Origin of the sequence: Leadbettera azotonutricia ZAS-9 (genome assembly GCF_000214355.1) — a bacterium.
Classification (GTDB): domain Bacteria; phylum Spirochaetota; class Spirochaetia; order Treponematales; family Breznakiellaceae; genus Leadbettera; species Leadbettera azotonutricia.
Window position 1 is genome coordinate 2,109,950 of the sequence record NC_015577.1, and the last position, 17,875, is coordinate 2,127,824.

Annotated in this window: 19 protein-coding genes and 2 tRNA genes; 5 read left to right on the top strand and 16 right to left on the bottom strand. The window is 44.4% G+C overall.

Annotated features, from left to right (window positions below; translation table 11 throughout):
- Window positions 1–6 precede the first annotated feature (6 nt).
- Both TREAZ_RS09225 and TREAZ_RS09230 read right to left on the bottom strand, forming a co-directional pair.
- Complete coding sequence (locus tag TREAZ_RS09225) at window positions 7–669, bottom strand: hypothetical protein (protein WP_043923021.1); 663 nt, start codon at window positions 667–669, stop codon at window positions 7–9.
- 74 nt (window positions 670–743) lie between these two features.
- A complete protein-coding gene (locus tag TREAZ_RS09230) occupies window positions 744–1,241 on the bottom strand; it encodes a hypothetical protein (RefSeq protein WP_015711574.1) in 498 nt (165 codons plus the stop codon).
- 111 nt (window positions 1,242–1,352) lie between these two features.
- On the opposite strand from TREAZ_RS09230, the gene TREAZ_RS17425 reads away from it, so the two are divergent.
- Complete coding sequence (locus TREAZ_RS17425) at window positions 1,353–1,715, top strand: helix-turn-helix domain-containing protein (protein ID WP_015711575.1); 363 nt, start codon at window positions 1,353–1,355, stop codon at window positions 1,713–1,715.
- A gap of 44 nt (window positions 1,716–1,759) precedes the next feature.
- Here TREAZ_RS17425 and TREAZ_RS09240 read toward each other — a convergent pair whose 3' ends face one another.
- The 14 genes from TREAZ_RS09240 to TREAZ_RS09315 all read right to left on the bottom strand — a co-directional run bounded on the left by TREAZ_RS09240 (window position 1,760) and on the right by TREAZ_RS09315 (window position 12,744).
- A complete protein-coding gene (locus TREAZ_RS09240; protein WP_043923022.1) occupies window positions 1,760–2,104 on the bottom strand; it encodes a hypothetical protein in 345 nt (114 codons plus the stop codon).
- Entirely contained in the window at window positions 2,085–2,855 is a 771-nt protein-coding gene (locus tag TREAZ_RS09245; RefSeq protein ID WP_015711577.1) for a ParA family protein, read from the bottom strand. The genes TREAZ_RS09240 and TREAZ_RS09245 overlap by 20 nt, the downstream gene beginning before the upstream one ends.
- Before the next feature lie 531 nt (window positions 2,856–3,386).
- Window positions 3,387–4,091, bottom strand: coding sequence for a plasmid recombination protein (locus tag TREAZ_RS09255; protein WP_015711579.1), 705 nt, complete (start codon window positions 4,089–4,091; stop codon window positions 3,387–3,389).
- 480 nt (window positions 4,092–4,571) lie between these two features.
- A complete protein-coding gene (gene mobV / locus TREAZ_RS09265) occupies window positions 4,572–5,708 on the bottom strand; it encodes a MobV family relaxase (protein ID WP_043923025.1) in 1,137 nt (378 codons plus the stop codon).
- Window positions 5,708–6,727 (bottom strand): AAA family ATPase, encoded by a 1,020-nt coding sequence (locus TREAZ_RS09270; protein WP_015711582.1) that lies wholly within the window; start codon window positions 6,725–6,727, stop codon window positions 5,708–5,710. The genes mobV and TREAZ_RS09270 overlap by 1 nt, the downstream gene beginning before the upstream one ends.
- Before the next feature lie 528 nt (window positions 6,728–7,255).
- The gene (locus TREAZ_RS09275) at window positions 7,256–7,642 is read right to left on the bottom strand and encodes a hypothetical protein (protein WP_015711584.1); all 387 of its coding nucleotides are present in this window, start codon (window positions 7,640–7,642) and stop codon (window positions 7,256–7,258) included.
- Window positions 7,643–7,675: 33 nt separating this feature from the next.
- Window positions 7,676–8,170: a hypothetical protein gene (locus tag TREAZ_RS09280; protein WP_015711585.1), complete on the bottom strand. Its 495-nt coding sequence runs from the start codon at window positions 8,168–8,170 to the stop codon at window positions 7,676–7,678.
- Window positions 8,171–8,259: 89 nt separating this feature from the next.
- Entirely contained in the window at window positions 8,260–9,441 is a 1,182-nt protein-coding gene (locus tag TREAZ_RS09285) for a tyrosine-type recombinase/integrase (RefSeq protein WP_015711586.1), read from the bottom strand.
- Window positions 9,442–9,554: 113 nt separating this feature from the next.
- Window positions 9,555–9,636: transfer RNA gene (locus tag TREAZ_RS09290), tRNA-Tyr, on the bottom strand.
- Window positions 9,637–9,673: 37 nt separating this feature from the next.
- A tRNA-Thr gene (locus TREAZ_RS09295) sits at window positions 9,674–9,746 on the bottom strand.
- A gap of 119 nt (window positions 9,747–9,865) precedes the next feature.
- Entirely contained in the window at window positions 9,866–10,876 is a 1,011-nt protein-coding gene (locus tag TREAZ_RS09300) for an HD-GYP domain-containing protein (protein WP_015711587.1), read from the bottom strand.
- Window positions 10,873–11,931: an HD-GYP domain-containing protein gene (locus TREAZ_RS09305; protein WP_015711588.1), complete on the bottom strand. Its 1,059-nt coding sequence runs from the start codon at window positions 11,929–11,931 to the stop codon at window positions 10,873–10,875. The genes TREAZ_RS09300 and TREAZ_RS09305 overlap by 4 nt, the downstream gene beginning before the upstream one ends.
- A 70-nt stretch (window positions 11,932–12,001) precedes the next feature.
- The gene (gene aroH, locus TREAZ_RS09310; RefSeq protein WP_015711589.1) at window positions 12,002–12,370 is read right to left on the bottom strand and encodes a chorismate mutase; all 369 of its coding nucleotides are present in this window, start codon (window positions 12,368–12,370) and stop codon (window positions 12,002–12,004) included.
- A complete protein-coding gene (locus TREAZ_RS09315; RefSeq protein WP_245535010.1) occupies window positions 12,367–12,744 on the bottom strand; it encodes a hypothetical protein in 378 nt (125 codons plus the stop codon). The genes aroH and TREAZ_RS09315 overlap by 4 nt, the downstream gene beginning before the upstream one ends.
- Before the next feature lie 44 nt (window positions 12,745–12,788).
- On the opposite strand from TREAZ_RS09315, the gene TREAZ_RS09320 reads away from it, so the two are divergent.
- From TREAZ_RS09320 to TREAZ_RS09335, 4 genes are all read left to right on the top strand, one after another.
- A complete protein-coding gene (locus tag TREAZ_RS09320) occupies window positions 12,789–13,613 on the top strand; it encodes a hypothetical protein (RefSeq protein ID WP_015711591.1) in 825 nt (274 codons plus the stop codon).
- A gap of 128 nt (window positions 13,614–13,741) precedes the next feature.
- Window positions 13,742–14,377, top strand: a complete 636-nt coding sequence (locus TREAZ_RS09325) for a TP0733 family outer membrane beta-barrel protein (protein WP_015711592.1) — start codon at window positions 13,742–13,744, stop codon at window positions 14,375–14,377.
- 14 nt (window positions 14,378–14,391) lie between these two features.
- Window positions 14,392–15,522: a putative lipoprotein gene (locus TREAZ_RS09330; protein WP_015711593.1), complete on the top strand. Its 1,131-nt coding sequence runs from the start codon at window positions 14,392–14,394 to the stop codon at window positions 15,520–15,522.
- A 22-nt stretch (window positions 15,523–15,544) separates the two neighbouring features.
- Window positions 15,545–17,872: an AAA family ATPase gene (locus TREAZ_RS09335; protein ID WP_015711594.1), complete on the top strand. Its 2,328-nt coding sequence runs from the start codon at window positions 15,545–15,547 to the stop codon at window positions 17,870–17,872.
- Window positions 17,873–17,875: the final 3 nt, after the last annotated feature.

A 17,875-nucleotide genomic window follows, 5' to 3' on the forward strand; every position in this document is an offset into this window, starting at 1 on the left:
TCCGTCTCATTTTGAATAAATTATCCATTTGGCTTCCGGGGAAATATTCTTATTGGAAACATTTATGACATTATTTGTTTCCAAGATAGAAATAATGTTCCAGCCTTTTTTTAAGCTATAATTTACTCGCCATGATTTTTCCGGATAGTCAACATCTTGATAAGAATCCTTAAAAGTAACATCCCCATCGGAATAGGCAATATCAAAATAGTCACTATAGGGGTACCCTATTCCAATATCCGTAAATCTGAGACACAAGGCAATTGTTTCATCTTTTCTGGTTTCAAGCCGAATATTCCCGGACAATACATTTGGATCAGATTCTTTGGTAGCTGTTTCGGTATCACTGGATCGGTACAATTCCAGAGCCGAAGGAGGGATCGTAACAGTAAGAACGCCGTCTTGGATATAACCTACCTTTACAGGTTTTGTATTGAAATTGTAATTTATAATTTCCGGCGTATCCTTGGTTCTGCCAGGAACCTTAATAGTCGCCTTGCTATCAGCGACTGCTTCATAAAGCGGTGCACTAATAACAAGGTTTCCGTCCCCATCGACCGAAATACCAGCCGTATTGGGCTTGGAATCAAGTTGGGCACTTTGTCCCTGCCCTCCGCCGGAACAGGCCGTAAAGGACAACAGCATGACCATTACTGTCAGAAAAATCATGTTTATTCGCATTATAACTTCACTCCATTGGGTCAGATCATTATCATCCTTCAAAGCTCGCTTGAAGAAAGTACTTACTCTCCACCGGCGCTTTCGGAACCCCCGCATGGAAGCTCTAGTAATATAGAATTCGCGGGGATACCTTCTTCATTTATGGCATAAGGGAAGTATATTATACTTATACCCCAGAAAGTGGTAAATTCTGTTGACGGAAAATAATCTTCTGCCCCAAAATAAGCAAAATAAATCCCATCCTCATATCCACTTTTTTCTGGCTCTGGGGCTTCACCAAGCTTTTTTTGCCAAGCACTAACATATTGATCAAAAATGGATTTACTGCAATTTGTCCACAGGACAGATAAACTCTCACTGTTATCATCCATATAGTATGAATGATAACTGCCCCCTGATGGGACAACGAAATCCTCTGCCCCTATAGCTTCAAAAGCGTCTGCTACTTCATTAGGCACATCCGGATTACCGGAATTCCCTGAAGGATCATCAGAGCAAAAGGTTAGCCCAAACAAGCAAAATACAGCCATTAGAACAGTAAATACCACTTTGGGTTTCATAAATGCCTCCATAATAAAATTAAAAATCCGCTATAAGCAAGTTTATTTATAACTTATTTATAGCAAGTTGTCAACTCATTCTTAATCTTTAACATAAAAAACGGAGTATTTATGCCAACTAAACCCGAGGAAATACGAAAATCCCTTTCGTTGAATATTAAAAAGCACCGGAAACGGCTCAAAATTTCACAGGAAAAACTTGCAGAAATTACTGGATTAGCCGCTCAAACTATCAATGATATTGAAGGAGGTCGAAAATGGGTCAGTGATCGAACTTTGTCCAAAATCTCCAATGCTTTCGATATTGCCCCATTTTTATTGCTGGTTTCTGATGAAAGTACCATTGGTAAGCAGGAAGGTACTTCCCCAGTCGAGCTTTTATCGCTTCTTCGGGTGAACCTAAAGAAATCCGTTAGTCGGCAAATTGATACTGAGATTGATGAAATTTTTAAAGAGGAAATCCTTAGTAAATAGGTAATATACTAAGGTAAGCTCCAAGTAAACTTTGGCGCCTAATATTACGTATTCCTCACCCGTTGGATTTCCTCATATTTTTCCAATGAACGTTTTTCTTTATCCCGATATTCTCGTAATGCTTGATTTACGATTTCATTAAGATTAGTCGCCTTGACTACCGAAATTTTCTTAATGTCTTCATGCAAAGAGGGTTGAATAAGAAGGTTTAAGCGTTTCGTTTTATGTTCCATTCCATCCTTGCCCCTTGTAGGATGTGTCTTAGGAGGGGTAGATTTTGGCATTGGTAAGGTTTCTTCATCTCTGGGAGAATCCTCACCATTGTTGAAACTAGCCATTCTTGTAATAAATTCATCCGCTGGATTGATATTAGTTCTTTTCTTCGGCATTTTTATCCTCCAAATATTCTCTTATAAAACTTGAATAATCATCCACAGCGTTGCTTTTAGGAGCTTCAAGAAAAATATCCGAACAAATAGCCTCTGCTTCTTTAATAGCAACGCATTCACGGATGCGGGATTTAAATACCTTTGTATTGAGTTTATCCGCCGCTTTTTCAAATTTTTCAGTGAATTCACCACTTATATTTGTATGGTTAAACCTTGTAATCAGTATACCTGCAATTTTTAAATTTTGATTGCAATACTTTTTCACGCTTTCCAATGTCTGTGAAAAATCTGCAAGACCTTGGAGGCTGTAAATATCCGGCTGTGAGGGTATTATTAAATCCTCACAAGCCGTAAAGGCATTTATTGTTAAAATACTAAGGGCTGGCGGAGTATCAATTACAATATAATCATACTGGTCCTTTATTTCTGCCAAGGCTTCTCTAAGCAAAAATTCCGATCCCACCTTATTAATCTTCTTATCCGCACTTGATAATAATGGGGTTGAAGACAGGCAATCGCCATAATGTACTTTTTGTATGGCTTCTGAAATGGACATTTCCTGCAATAATACATCCATGATAGTTCCCTCTTTATTTACAGCTTGCAACGTATGTGTCATATTGCATTGTGGATCAAGGTCTATAAATAAGACTTTCTTTTTCAGATAGTACATAGCTTGACCAAAAGTATTAGCTGTACTGGTTTTCGCGACGCCACCTTTCTGATTTGCGAATACAACGATTTTTCCCATAAATTTACTCCTTATACATAATATGTGTATCTGATGTATATTCTGTATATTGTGTATACAAAATATTTAAATACTCTCTACGCCCTTCTGTTCTAAAAATCCTATCAGGAAAGACTTTATGGATAGGTCGATACATTTTGCGATTTCTAAAAACAAAATCAATGGCGGCCCCTTCTCGATGTTCCAGAAGGGAATTTTTAATACTTTCTGGGCAAAAGGAATCCGTTTTCAAATTGCTTTTACGGATCATGATGTTTTTGTAAGAAACTTTTGCAATTTTCAATAAATATAGTGTGTATAAGATGCATCTTATGTGTATTGTGTATGTAATGTACACTATGTATAATTTAAAAACATATAATATTTGAGCTTCATAGTAGTAAAATCTGTATATTACATAGGTATTAAATTGTTTAAACAGTGGCTTTGAAAAAGCCACTAACTTACTAGGGACTTTTTCAAAGTCCCGTAAGCCAAAGGGTTTCACCCTCTGGACTCCCACAAACAACAGCAGCACCTTACTACATAATTTCATATTTTTCTTCCTCCGCCAAGATTTATCTGTGAGCTTAATATTCTGACCATTTTTCTTTCCCTTATCGCAGATATCTCTTCTATTGGTTTCTCAGCCAAATCCTTTTCCGCAGTTTCCGCTCGAAACTTCATTTTTTCATATTCAAACTTTAAAGTGGTATGCTTTGTGTTTAACTCCTTATAGTCGATGATCAACTTTTGAAAAGCGGCCTTAATGCCATTAAAGAAGTCGGTAATAGTTTCCTGAACCCCATCCCGCCAAGATTGTTTGTTCATCAATGGAGGATCAGGAATTTGAGGAATTTCATATTTAAAGGCTTTTTCGCTTTCGTCCAAAACCTTCAATTTGTTTATTATCTCAATATTCTGCTTTATATTCGCTTTCTGAGTTTCCACCATCACTTGCTTTAAATGCTCCGTTTCCGCTATCTCACGGCTTAAAGTTTCTTCCTTTTGCCGGTTTGAATTAATAAGCCCTTCAAGCTCCTTTTCCTTTTGTTGAATCTTCCCAAGATAGGTTTCTTCATTATGTTTATACTCCCCAAGCGAGACATGCCTTGCCCTTGAGCCTTCTTTACCACGCCCCAAACCAAAATTTTTACCAACCATTTCATATAAATCCGTATGTAGTGCCTTTATATCTTTTATCCCGCCAATGAAATCAGATGATGAATATTTACAGCCGGATTTATCAAAGACCAAAGGTATACAAAATATTTAAATACTCTCTACGCCCTTCTGTTCTAAAAATCCTATCAGGAAAGACTTTATGGATAGGTCGATACATTTTGCGATTTCTAAAAACAAAATCAATGGCGGCCCCTTCTCGATGTTCCAGAAGGGAATTTTTAATACTTTCTGGGCAAAAGGAATCCGTTTTCAAATTGCTTTTACGGATCATGATGTTTTTGTAAGAAACTTTTGCAATTTTCAATAAATATAGTGTGTATAAGATGCATCTTATGTGTATTGTGTATGTAATGTACACTATGTATAATTTAAAAACATATAATATTTGAGCTTCATAGTAGTAAAATCTGTATATTACATAGGTATTAAATTGTTTAAACAGTGGCTTTGAAAAAGCCACTAACTTACTAGGGACTTTTTCAAAGTCCCGTAAGCCAAAGGGTTTCACCCTCTGGACTCCCACAAACAACAGCAGCACCTTACTACATAATTTCATATTTTTCTTCCTCCGCCAAGATTTATCTGTGAGCTTAATATTCTGACCATTTTTCTTTCCCTTATCGCAGATATCTCTTCTATTGGTTTCTCAGCCAAATCCTTTTCCGCAGTTTCCGCTCGAAACTTCATTTTTTCATATTCAAACTTTAAAGTGGTATGCTTTGTGTTTAACTCCTTATAGTCGATGATCAACTTTTGAAAAGCGGCCTTAATGCCATTAAAGAAGTCGGTAATAGTTTCCTGAACCCCATCCCGCCAAGATTGTTTGTTCATCAATGGAGGATCAGGAATTTGAGGAATTTCATATTTAAAGGCTTTTTCGCTTTCGTCCAAAACCTTCAATTTGTTTATTATCTCAATATTCTGCTTTATATTCGCTTTCTGAGTTTCCACCATCACTTGCTTTAAATGCTCCGTTTCCGCTATCTCACGGCTTAAAGTTTCTTCCTTTTGCCGGTTTGAATTAATAAGCCCTTCAAGCTCCTTTTCCTTTTGTTGAATCTTCCCAAGATAGGTTTCTTCATTATGTTTATACTCCCCAAGCGAGACATGCCTTGCCCTTGAGCCTTCTTTACCACGCCCCAAACCAAAATTTTTACCAACCATTTCATATAAATCCGTATGTAGTGCCTTTATATCTTTTATCCCGCCAATGAAATCAGATGATGAATATTTACAGCCGGATTTATCAAAGACCAAAGGTATACAGAATATATGTATATGCGGCGTTGTCTCGTCAAAATGAATCGCATAGGTAATGATTACATCCCCATATTTGACTTTCACAAATTCAACAATCTCATTAAAATGCTTCCTGACAGTTTCATATTCTTTTTTATCAGTTTCCCAATTCTTGCAAAACTCATGGCTATACGAAAAAACAAACTCTATCATTTTACTGGCATTTTTTTGAATTTTCCGCTTTGAGGTGATGAGTTTCATTTTCTCCCTATAAATATTTTGAAGCTCGTCTATCGTCCTTGCTCCGCCATAAATATTATATTCTGACCGTTCAGGATCTATATATTCGTCTAAATAAGTCTTTTGCCTTAAATTATGAAGCAGGCAATTTTTCACACCTGTCCAAGTCTTCCGTCGCTCAAACCGTACAACTTGATAATGATTTTCCATTACTTTGCCCCTTGATTGGTATTTTCATTGTTTCCGATAGTTACAACAGGAATTTTGTCTCCAATCAACGCCAAATTAACTAATTCATTTTCCCCTAGAGAGAGTGAATTAGTTAATTTATTGGCTGACCATAACCCACGGCTTGTCTTTGTAACAAAACCCATATTACCCATTCTTTTTAGGATATTGATGGTATTCTGTTCCGACTTTCCAGCCTTTTTAGCAATATCTGATGTTTCAAGAGATTCAGGAGCTGACTGTTGTAAAATATCGATTATTATTTGTTGATCAACAGAAAGCAATTTATTCTTTGGGGCATTGCCTGTTTTAGTCCATATGCATAACTTCTTATCCCAGTTTAGCGCCCAATGTATGTCCTCAATATCCCGCCCGGTAGCTCTTAGGAAACCTTCACTGCTTTCTCGCTTCCGCGTCAGGGTTATTGTGCAGTCAGCGGTTCCATTAATCCCCATACTTCCAAGACCGCCATCCATCCAGTCTCCTGTACCACTCTCAACACCTTTACGTGTATGGTGAATTGCTATAATGGCAATTCCTAATTCATCTGCTATGCTTTTCAATAAACCCAAAGCCTTTACAACCTCCCCATAGGCATTGAGATCAGAAATTTTAGCAAATTTCTGCAAAGTATCAATAATTACTACTTTGTATTTAGGTTTATCTTGCAAATAAGTTTTTAATTTAATTATTTCTTTTTCCCAGGTTGTTTCAAGCCAGGCATCATTGAATACAACAATACCAAGTTTTGTAAGCCGTCGTTGAATTCTTGCTTCTGTATCTTCCAAGGCGAAATAAATAATGCCAAGTTTCTGTACTGCCAACTCCCCAAGGAAATGGCTGCCGTTGTCAATATCAATTGCAAGTTGGAGAACAAACCAGCTTTTCCCGATTTTTGATGCGCCCAAGACAAGCGTCAGTCCATTTGTTATTAACTTTTCCACGACCCAAATTGCTGTGGGGAACACTTTTTGCATTAAATCCTTAAATAGGATTCCCATTTTTTCCCTCCATTAGATTATTTTTTCTTTTAATGTTTTCATCTTTTCCCTCATCAACAATACTTGAATCCTTAGTATAAAAGTCATACTTCACCAGCCTACCATCATAGAAAAAAAAATTCAATCTCTAGGCTTCCATAAAAGGGTCTCTCATTTTTGATTCTTTCAATCAATTTTATCCAAAAGCTATTTTCCATTTTTTACACATCCTACCATATGTGATTTAATATAAGCTATTAATGTTTCCTGGTAAAACCTTACGCTTCTTCCATATCGGATACGAGGAAGTTCATCTTCACTGATCTTATCTAAAGATGCTATAGACATGTTCAGATAGACTGAAGTCTCCTTGCGATCTAGCACAGGCTTGGTCGTGTCAAGCATAATTCTTTTTTTTCTCATTTTTGTGTAACATCATACACCTCCCTAAAGTATACCCTACGTTTCTATAAAACGCATTGTTATTTGAGAAGGTAGCATAGATAAAAGAAAATAGGTTACAAAATCAATTGTAAGATTTATGTAAAATTATTTTCCTTTTATTATATCATTAATTATGCTATATTTCACGGGCGCACCCCTATTATTATTTTGTAACATTTCTGTTGTTAATACTATAATCTCATTATTATCTAACCATGAAAAAAAGTAAGCAATGATACTATAATTAGGATGCTTTTTACGTTTAGCATGATCACTTAAATAGTTTACGAAACAACCTATATCAATATTCCAGATAAAACCAGTATTTGTTTCAAAAATAATTCTGTTAGATTTAAACCTTTCTAAATGTAGCCTAAAATCTGGAAAAAAATTAAAAACTGCATCTTTTTTATATACTGGTATAATCTCTTTGTTTTGGGAATTTGCTTCCCGAATTAATAATCTTTCTTTTTCTTGCTTTATATCATCCAAGAATTTTTTTTAATTCACGATCCGGTTTAAGTGTTACATATTTTTGTAAAAAAATGATAATAGCGGATTCTTAAAAAACAATTTAATTGAAACCTTTTTATAAAAGATGAATGGAATATAAACAATATTATCTGGAGTATATTGAAAAAGGTCATAAAGAATTGAATTATATCTGGCGAAATAGTCACTTATAATTCTTCTTTGATTTTTTAAATCTTTTAAATTTAAAATCTTATTTCTAAAATTAAGCTCCCAAGGCTTTTCTGATTCTGCTGCCTTGATATATTCATTTCTTTTCATAGCTTCAGCCGGATTTAACCTTTCAGTATGCTGTTTTGCACTATCTATTATAGATTTACAATATTTATATAACTCATCAAAGTCATGTAAAAATTTATAATATGTATAAATTATATATGAAAGATAAAATTCATATTTATCCAGCTGTGATAAAATTTCAGTATCATTATAACTAGATGCATTCCAATCTCTTAGATACGAACGAAGATTAAGATCATCTTTAGGCATATACAACCTACCTCATTATCAAGAATACTATGTATTATGGAGTCTTTATTTACCTTATTCAAGCATCCTGAGTTGTATGGCATCTTGCCTTACTGAGCCTTATGCAACTCCTCAATCCTCGGTCGAAGCCCCTGCTTTATAGCCTCTGCCATCTTGTCAAAGGTCTCTGTATCAAAATGCCTCGCATAATAGTCAAATAAAAATCCAGTTTTATGTCCAAGAATAGCCATTGCAATAGCCCGAGGGGTATTCGCTTGTGCGAGGTTTTTAGCGCAATAGTGACGCCAGCTATGAAAAACTATATTCCTTTCCTTACGTTTTTTGTCATCTATTTGGATTTTTTCAAGCATGGCATGATAGTCTTTTTCTATCTGCTTGTTGTCATAGGGAATATCCTTATTTATTCCAGGGAATAAAAAACTTTCTGACCGATAAAGTCCCCCGAATTGTTTAATATAGACAATAAATTCTTCATGCAATTCAGGCAAAATAGGAATTTTACGCTGTTCCTGTGTTTTAGTGCATTTCAAGCCGCCGTCAACTTTACTCCAACTGTGTTCAACGTTAATCCTATCCTTTAAAATATCGCAAACCCGAAGTGCCCGAATTTCGCCCATGCGCATACCGGTTTGAGAAGCAATAAGGTTCACCAGTCGGGAACGAGGATCACGCCATTCCAGTTTGAATAAATTTTCAACTTCATTTCGTTCTAAGATGCCCCGTCTTTCTGGTTCCCCCCATGCCCTAAAAACCGCATCAAAATCAAAATGTTTTATCATTTTTTTTGCTTTGGCATACCGCAACGCCTTTACGGCAACATTCCGGGCTTGGTTAATTGTACTTGCTGACAATTTCTTCTCTTGTTTTAGATATACTAAAAAACTTACAAATTTTAGTTCTTCAATTTTGTAGAGTAATATATTACCAAAATAGTCGGAATAATATCGTACTACCAGCTTTTGCTGTTCTTGGGCATGAGCACGGTGAGGCTCCTTCCCCATGGTTTGAAGTTCTTTAAAATACTCGGAAGTGTCAAAATCCCAAAAGCCAGTAAGGAAATCACAAAAACTCATTGATCTGGCAGTTTTGGAGATTGGAGGCTCATCATCGGGAAGCCCATTGGCCAGCCATTCCTGCGCTATGGCATCGGCTTTTTTCTCGTCCGGTGTCCTGGTAGTCCGGGTTTTCTCCTGCTGGCTGGTATCGGTGTCCATAAAAATGGCAGACCAGTTGCCGCCGGGCTTCCGCCGGCGTAAATAATAACGGCGCATTTTCCGCTCCTTTTGGCACCGTTTTGGCACCAGAGAGGAAAAACACGCCGTTGGTGGTGGTAGTGCTTTTTCTATAAACCCTAATTCCTTACAACGTAAGAAATTACACATTTTGGGGAGTGGAGGATTTGAACCTTCGAAGGCTGAGCCAACAGATTTACAGTCTGCCCCGTTTGACCACTCTGGAAACTCCCCAATAATTTCAAAAACCTATTGCCCGCTCTTAGGCTTCAGCCATCTTCCGGAATCGAACCGAAGACCTACTGATTACAAGTCAATCGCTCTACCAACTGAGCTAAGATGGCAACTTTCTTCTACGCCCTCAAGGACTCCTCAAGGGAATTGAACTATAACCCAAGACGGAATAAATGTCAACAATCTACAACTCCGCCCCTCGCCGAGAATGCTTGGCCGCGATAATAGCTCAGGTTATTTGCTCCAGGTCATTGTGGACCACTTCGAAGGCTTCCACTACACGGGGGTCAAAATGGCTGCCTTTGCCTTCGAGGATGATGCGGCAGACTTCATCATGGGACATGCGAGAGCGGTACACGCGGTCGTTGGAGAGGGCGTCGTACACGTCGGCGACTGCCATAATGCGACCTGAGAGGGGGATGTCGTCACCTTTAAGGCCGGCGGGGTAGCCTTGGCCGTTGAATTTCTCATGGTGGGAGGCGGCTATCATGCGGGCATACTGGAGGTAGCGCTGGTTGGGGGTGCGGGCGTGAAGATGGAAAAGCATTTCGGCGCCCATGGCAGCGTGCTTCTTCATAGCGGCGAATTCGGCGTCGTCCAGCTTGCCGGGCTTGAGGAGTATGCGGTCGCTTACGGCTATTTTCCCTATATCATGGAGGGGGGAGCCGCGCACAATAAGCTCCAGCCCCTCTTCGCTCAGCTCGCCTGGAAAGGCACCCATTTTAAGGAGTTCCCTGCCCAGGCGCTCCACATATTTGGAGGTCCTGGTCACATGGCCCCCGGTGTTCTCATCCCTGCATTCTATAAGCTCTGCGAAGGCAACCGCCATGCTGTCCGAGATGGAACTGACAGTGTATTCAAGCTGGACCTGGTAGGATGAGAACCTGAGGTGGAGCTCTATGCGGTGGATAAGGATATTCTTCTCTATAGGCTTGGTGATGAAATCCCTGGCCCCGGACTTAAGGCCTTTGACCTCGGTTTCTGAATCTATGTTGCCGGTAAGGAAAATTACCGGTATGCGGCTTAAGGCGGGGTTATGCCTCAGTTTATCCATAACCTCAAAGCCGTTCATGCCGGACATTTCTATATCAAGAAGGATGAGATCGGGCCGCTGCCTGGCACAGATCTGCAGGGCAGATTCCCCGGATTTAGCCAGGGATACTTCATAATTCCCCGCCAATTGGGCATCTATCTGTTTGAGGCTTGAAAGGTTGTCATCAACTACAAGGATTTGCTTCAACCTAAAGGCCCCTTGGTCTCAACTTTATTCGCAGCGTGCAATTCTATGCCGAGTTTTTCAAACTTGCTGCTTATGGATTTAAAAACATCCACAATGCGGGGGTCAAACTGGGTCCCCGAGCCATTGATGATGACCTCGCAGGCTTCAGCATGGCTCAATGCAGGGCGGTAGATCCGATCTGTCATGCAGCCGTCGTACACGTTGATCACTGACATGATGCGGCTGCAGAGGGGTATGCCTTCGCCACTGAGGCCGTAGGGGTAGCCTTCGCCATTGAACCATTCATGATGCCCTTCAGCTATCAGCTTGGCCATCTTAAAATAAGGCTGATTCGGGGTACGCTCCGAAATATTCTGGAGCACTTCGGCGCCTATGAGGGTATGCTTTTTCACTTCCTCATATTCCTCAGGGGTCAAGGTACCTTTCTTAAGCAGTATAGTGTCGCTAATCCCCATTTTCCCTATGTCATGAAAGGGGACGGCCCTGATCATCTGGGTTAGATCCATAAAGGTAAAAGACTGATCGACAATCCCCTGGTCCAGGATTTCTTTCCCCAATAATTCCATATATTTGCCGGCCCTCATCACATGGCCGGCTATGTTTTCGTCCTTGCATTCTATTAATTCAGCAAAAGAAGCCCCGATATTGTCCTCCAGCTCCTTAACCATTTTCTCCAGGTGAAGCTGATAGGCGGTAAACTGGAGGTGGAGCTCAATGCGATGGTACAAAATATCGGTATTTGCTGGTTTTAGGATAAAATCTACAGCTCCTGACTCCAAAGCCCTGATTTCCGTGGCCGAATCGCTGTTCCCTGTGAGGAAAATCACCGGAATTTGGCGCAAGGCCGGGTATTCCCTGATTTTGGCTATAGTTCTGAAGCCGTCCATGCCGGACATTTCAACATCCAGGAGTATCAAATCGGGCTTCTCTTTCCTGGCAATATCCAGCCCCATGGTGCCGGATTTGGCAAGATAGACTTCATAATCACCATGAAGCTGGGCGCCTATCTGCTTGAGGCTTGCTAAGTTGTCGTCCACCACCAGGATAGATTTCATGCCATTCGTATTATATACACATATTTAGATTTGTTAAATATGCATACGACCTCTATATTCTCCAATGGCGCTATTTTCTGTCCGGTCTTAGCACTTCAGCGCCATTGCGGTACACATGGGCGATTTCCTGATCCTCGTCCAGATAGCAATGAACAAGGATGCGGACAGTCCGTTCCAGCCCTCCCCGAATCCGGGCTTCCTGGACCGCGAAAAGGCTTGCCTCCCCCGCCCTTCCGCCCTGGCGCAGGGCTGCAGCAGGGTTCTTGGCATCCAGGTCGTCAGTCACAGAAAAAATGATGGAAACAATGTCCGCTTCCGGGAGCTGGTTGCGCCTCAAGAGTTCGTCGTAGAGTTCGACAACCTGCCTGGATATGTCCTTTTCCTCGTTAAGGCACTGGCAGGCGCCCCTGAGGCCGAAAAGCCTTTTATGCCCATTCATGCGGCATTGCCCCCTGCTGCAGCGATTATGAAAAAGGCCACGGCTGCTGCCGCGAAGCCAAAGGCCCCGAGGACAAGGTAGATTCCGCCGCCTCCAAGGAAGCGCAGCCAGCGGTTCCTGATGTACAGAATCAAATCCAGGGCAAACCCATAGAGGGCGCCTATCAAAAGCAGGAGCCCCAATACTGCGGCTATCCTGAGGAGTACCAGCTGGGTAGAATCCATAAAGCCCTGGGCAGTGCCTATGGCATAGAGAAAAAGGGTAATGAGGCACATGGAGAAGAAGAAAATCACTACCCTGCATGTAAGGATAGTAAGAAACTGATATTTAAAAGGCCGGTTCATGGCATCCTTAACAGGCTTGCTTGCAGGCAAGCCTTACATAGGTTATCATAAAAGGAAAACAAGAAGAAGGGGTCATGAAAAAATTTATTGCCATAGTGGTCATTTTGATTATCCTCGGAGGGGCGGGCTTCTTTTTCGGCTGGGCCCAGCTCGAAGTCCCCCCAGGATCTTACGGGGTCATACGGTCCAAACTATACGGCGTGGATCCCCAGGTTATAAAAGAAGGCGAATTCCGCTGGGTCTGGTTCAAGCTCATCCCTACCAATGTTGATATTCAAGCCTATAGCCTGGGGCGTATGAGCCGCGATTTGAAAAGCTCCGGCACCCTGCCCTCGGGGGATGTCTATGCGGATCTTGCAGGGCTTAAGGCAGATTTTTCCTGGGAAATCTCGGGGGAATTTTCATTCAGCCTGAAGCCGGATATCCTCCCTTCCCTTCTTGAAAGGGAAAACATCCAAGGCCAGGACAGCCTTGAAGCCTATGAAAAGGCCTATGCCGACAAAATTGAAGCCTTCGTCCTTCAAAGGCTCCAGACCTACGGCAGGGACGAGGCAAAACTGGCTGCCTTGCTCCTTTCCGGCAGCCTTCCCGAACTGGACAGCGCTGCCCAGGCAGCCTTCCCTGAAATCGAAAATTTTGCCTGCCTTGTAAGGGCTGCCAGGTATCCTGATTATGAACTCTACAACGCTGCCAAGGGCCTTTATGGCGAATACATAGCCCGGCAGCAGGCGACCCTGAGGGATGATGTAGCCAGGGGAGCGGAAGCCCGCATGCATGCCAGGCTGAGGCTTGATGAACTGGCCCAGTACGGGGAGCTTCTCACCAAATACCCCATACTGCTCCAGTATCTGACCCTGGAAAAAGATGTAAACCCCTCCCCGGCAGGCGGCGGGCAGTAACTTAAGCCCTAAAATTTTGTTTAGCCTATGAGTACGTTCCCATAGCTCGAAGGCTGTGATTGCCAACTTTTGCCTCTTTCGGTATAGTTAAAGGGGTGTTGAATATTTGCGCTACAGGAGTTTTGCATATGCGAAGGATCTGGATCCTTTTATTGATATTGGCTTTGGCTGGACTACCCCTATATGCCCAGGAGGATGGGGACGAGCCGGGCGGAGGGGGGAATCCTCCGGCGCCTCCCATAGAATCCGACTGGGATGCTTTTACACCGGATCTCTATGCCCGGGGGGACAAAACCTTTGTCATAAGCCTGGGCGTTCTGATCCCCACCGTGTTCACAGGTTCCGGGCTGCATGGGAACGAAGACAATATCAAACTGGGCGGCACAGGCTCCCTGGCATTCAATTATTTCCTGGGCGCCCACCTCTTTGTAGGCGGGGAGCTGGGGGGCATGTTTGCCAGCACCTTGGGGAAGAATATGCTCTTCATAGTTCCTTTTGGCCTTCGGGTGGGGTATCAATTCATAGTAAAACGCTTTGAATTCCCCATTTCGTTGATGATTGGGGCCTCCCCTACAAAATACCTGGATCAGGGCTACTTTGGAATGATCATTAAGCCCGGTGCGTCGGCTTATTTCAGGTTTAATTCGGACTGGTCTTTTGGGCTAAACACCAACTGGTGGATGGTGCCCCAGTGGCCTAAGGACGGCGAAAATGTTTTCGGGAATTTCCTGGAAGTCACCCTTTCGGCCCGGTATCATTTCTAACGAGGTTAATGTATATGACAAAACGCTTTGGAGGAAAGCTTAGGGCTTTCGCCTTTTTGCTTCCCCTCATTATGGCCCTGGCCCTGTCATGCGCGCAGGACTCGATTTTTTCAGGCATCGCCGCCGAGCAGGAACCCAAAGACCCCCGCATCGCCGGCACCCCCGCAAATATCGTTGCCATAGGCAATGCGGTCTACGCGGCCAGCATAGGCTCAGGAACCATACACAAATATGAGGGAGGCTGGAGCACATTCGGAAGCAACGGGGGAAGGGTCATAGGCCTTGCGTCTGATGGGACAGACCTCTATGCCCTGACCGGCGGCGACCGGATGAACGCCTCCCTGAAAAAATACCCTGTTTCCGGTGAAACCTGGAGCACTATCGGCAAGGGGGATGCGGAGGGCTTTTCGCTCCAATACATTTACGGCGCCGGCGAGAGACTCTTTGCCGGGGGAAGCCAGGGCGGCAATTGGAAGGTTTTTTACACTGATGGCGCCGCCGATCTCCAGGAGGTCCCGGATATGCCTGCCAATAGTTCTTCCCAGCTCAGCGGGGCTGCGGCGGATGGTTCCGGAAATTTCTATATCGCGACCTTTGGAAACGGGATATTTATAACGGATCTTCTCAGCGGTACAGCGCAAGTCGCCGCAGGCGCGCAGGTAACAGGGATTCTGAATGTGAATGGCGTTATTACAGCGGTTACCAGGGGCGGTCAGATACTTGCGTATGATGGTTCAGATTTTATAGCCATATCTACAGGCGGCCCAAACTATACCGGGGGCATGTCAATCTGGAAGGAATATATAAATACAGGCACTGAAGTTGCTCCCGCAGGGGTGTGGGAGTCCAAACTCCTGCTTCTGGGAATGCAGAGCAGAAGCAGCTACAGCAAGGGGTACAGGGAAATAGAACTGGATTCAGCAGGGAAGCCGTTCATGCCGCCTATCCATGTCGAGGTGAACTCTCCGGGCAGCATAATCCCGTCCAGCGTCGCCCTGGAGGATCGCAAAAAATACGATGCCAGCATCGCGCGGTATTCGGTGTTCCATATACTCCAGGTTCCCAGAGAACCGGTGATCTTCGCCTCCACTGCCAACAACGGCCTCCAGTCCCTGAGGGGCGGCTTATGGAATGCCGAAGAATAAGCCTCTGCAAAGATAAATCCGCGTGAGCGATCTCTTTGCCTCGGGGGGGAATGCCGGGGAGCAGGGTCCTCTGGCGGACCGCATGAGGCCCCAAACCCTGGACGATGTCATAGGCCAGGATCATATAGTCGGCCCCGGAAGGCTCCTCCGCAGGGCAATACAGGCAGACCGCCTTTCTTCCCTGATTTTTTACGGCCCCCCGGGCACAGGCAAAACCAGCCTTGCCAGGGTCATTGCCAACACTACCCGCAGCACCTTCGAAAGCCTCAACGCCGTATTAACAGGCATTAAAGACATACGGGAAGTCATAGACCGCTCCGACGAAAGGCGGCGGCTCTACGGCAAGCGCACCATACTCTTTGTAGACGAAGTCCACCGCTGGAATAAAGCCCAGCAGGACGCGCTCCTCCCCTGGGTGGAGAACGGCACTGTGATCCTCATCGGGGCCACCACGGAAAACCCCTTTTTCGAGGTCAACCGCGCCCTGGTCTCACGAAGCCGCATTTTTCAGCTTAAACCTATTAAGTTAGAGGATCTACGAAAAGTCGCGGAACGCACCCTGACCGACAGGGAACGGGGCTATGGCAAATGGAAAGTGGTTTTCGAAGAAGGCGCCCTGGAACATCTTGTGGAAGTTTCAGGAGGCGATGCCCGGAGCCTTCTCAACGCCCTGGAGCTTTCAATAGAAACGTCCGTGCAAGACGGCAAAGCTGTTTTGCAATGGCCTCCCCCTCCGGGCGCCGAAATCAAGGTGAGCTTTGAGGCAGCCGAAGAAAGCATACAGCGCCGGGCGGTCCTCTACGACCGGGACGGCGATTACCATTTCGATACCATCAGCGCCTTCATCAAAAGCGTCAGGGGGAGCGACCCTGACGCTGCCCTTTACTGGCTTGCCAAAATGGTGAGGGCCGGCGAAGACCCTTCGTTTATTTTCAGGCGCATGATAATACTCGCAATGGAAGACGTGGGCCTGGCCGATCCCAATGCCATCAGGGAGGTCATGGCCTGCGCAGAAGCTTTTGACCGCATCGGTTTCCCCGAAGGGAATTTCGCCCTGTCCATGGCCTGCCTCTACCTTGCGACAGCCCCCAAATCCAATACCACTCTGGCCTTTTTCGATGCCCTTGCGGAAGTTGACAAGGAAGACGCGGAAGTGCCCAACCACCTGCGGGACGCAAGCAGAGACGCCGAAGGCTTCGGCCACGGCGAAGGCTATATCTATCCTCATGCGTACCGGGATCACTGGGCAGCCCAGCAGTACCTCCCCACGGCTCTCAAGGGCAAAACCTTCTATGCCCCTTCGACAGTAGGCTACGAAGGCCATATACGCGACGAAGTCCAGAAGAAGCGGGAAGTCCAGGCCGCAGTGATTTTAGGCGACATGAGCGAGAATGCAGCCAATGCCGCGGAAGGCGAAATCCTCACCTGGTCCGCAGCTTCGAAAGGCCGCGAAGGCTGGTTCAAGCGGCTCGAATCGGGCCGCAGCAGCCTGCTCCTTTCCGACAGGGACGCCATTCTGGGGGCTTCCGAAATTTCCCGGCACCACCGCATTCTAATTGCCCAGGCCAACGACGGCCTCCTCCTCTGGGAAAGCCTGAGACGCGCCCCCGAAGGTCTCTGCGCCGCCCTGGTCGATACCGAAGCCGCAAAAGAAGCCCTGCTTCGTTTTGCAGCGGCTTTGGATGAAGCTGAACAGCCCTTAATTAAGGTTCAAACCCCCGGGAACATGCCGGGCAATCTGCCTGATCCAAAAGAAGCGGAAGAAAATTTTTCCACATCCCAATTCGATCATATCTTTGCCCGCGAACCCTGGCGCAGGGTTGCTCCGGGGCCCGGGGCCTTTTCAGCCTTTGCCCTGCAGGCCAAAAAACTCCTGGCCCCAAAAGGCACTATTGTGCTGCTCCAGTCCCCTCCCCTTTTGGGCGAAAGGATTTCAAGGATATTGAGTGAAGAAACAATCGCCCAGGGAAGCGCAAAGAAAACAGCCCCCGTCCCTGCAAGCCTCGTCAAAAAACTTAAAAAGGCAGAGGAGAGCTTCTTTAACACTTTAGGCGACGATGCGGCCCGCTGGAATTGGGATGCCGCGCTGCTCGAAAAAAGCTTTACAGAAGCAGGATTCAAAACCTCCGTCACTCTGATAGAACAGAAAGAAGAACGCCTTCTTACCGCAAAGGATCTCCAGGCCTGGTTCGATCCTGCCCGCTCAAGCTGGGGCAGCAGCATCTTCCAGGCTCTGGGGGAAAAAGATTTCTACACCCTCAGGGATGCCTTGCAGGAACGCGTCAAGGAAGGCCCCATAGCCTGGCAGTGGAAGAGCGTGCTGATGAGCGCATCCGCTGCCAGGGAATAGCCA

Excerpts from the sequence above, each read along its gene's own strand:
- TREAZ_RS09225 (WP_043923021.1), bottom strand. The coding sequence starts at position 669 with ATGATTTTTCTGACAGTAATGGTCATGCTGTTGTCCTTTACGGCCTGT.
- TREAZ_RS09230 (WP_015711574.1), bottom strand. The coding sequence starts at position 1,241 with ATGAAACCCAAAGTGGTATTTACTGTTCTAATGGCTGTATTTTGCTTG.
- TREAZ_RS17425 (WP_015711575.1), top strand. The coding sequence starts at position 1,353 with ATGCCAACTAAACCCGAGGAAATACGAAAATCCCTTTCGTTGAATATT.
- TREAZ_RS09240 (WP_043923022.1), bottom strand. The coding sequence starts at position 2,104 with ATGCCGAAGAAAAGAACTAATATCAATCCAGCGGATGAATTTATTACA.
- TREAZ_RS09245 (WP_015711577.1), bottom strand. The coding sequence starts at position 2,855 with ATGGGAAAAATCGTTGTATTCGCAAATCAGAAAGGTGGCGTCGCGAAA.
- mobV (WP_043923025.1), bottom strand. The coding sequence starts at position 5,708 with ATGGAAAATCATTATCAAGTTGTACGGTTTGAGCGACGGAAGACTTGG.
- TREAZ_RS09270 (WP_015711582.1), bottom strand. The coding sequence starts at position 6,727 with ATGGGAATCCTATTTAAGGATTTAATGCAAAAAGTGTTCCCCACAGCA.
- TREAZ_RS09280 (WP_015711585.1), bottom strand. The coding sequence starts at position 8,170 with ATGCCTAAAGATGATCTTAATCTTCGTTCGTATCTAAGAGATTGGAAT.
- TREAZ_RS09285 (WP_015711586.1), bottom strand. The coding sequence starts at position 9,441 with ATGCGCCGTTATTATTTACGCCGGCGGAAGCCCGGCGGCAACTGGTCT.
- TREAZ_RS09305 (WP_015711588.1), bottom strand. The coding sequence starts at position 11,931 with ATGAAATCTATCCTGGTGGTGGACGACAACTTAGCAAGCCTCAAGCAG.
- aroH (WP_015711589.1), bottom strand. The coding sequence starts at position 12,370 with ATGAATGGGCATAAAAGGCTTTTCGGCCTCAGGGGCGCCTGCCAGTGC.
- TREAZ_RS09320 (WP_015711591.1), top strand. The coding sequence starts at position 12,789 with ATGAAAAAATTTATTGCCATAGTGGTCATTTTGATTATCCTCGGAGGG.
- TREAZ_RS09325 (WP_015711592.1), top strand. The coding sequence starts at position 13,742 with ATGCGAAGGATCTGGATCCTTTTATTGATATTGGCTTTGGCTGGACTA.
- TREAZ_RS09330 (WP_015711593.1), top strand. The coding sequence starts at position 14,392 with ATGACAAAACGCTTTGGAGGAAAGCTTAGGGCTTTCGCCTTTTTGCTT.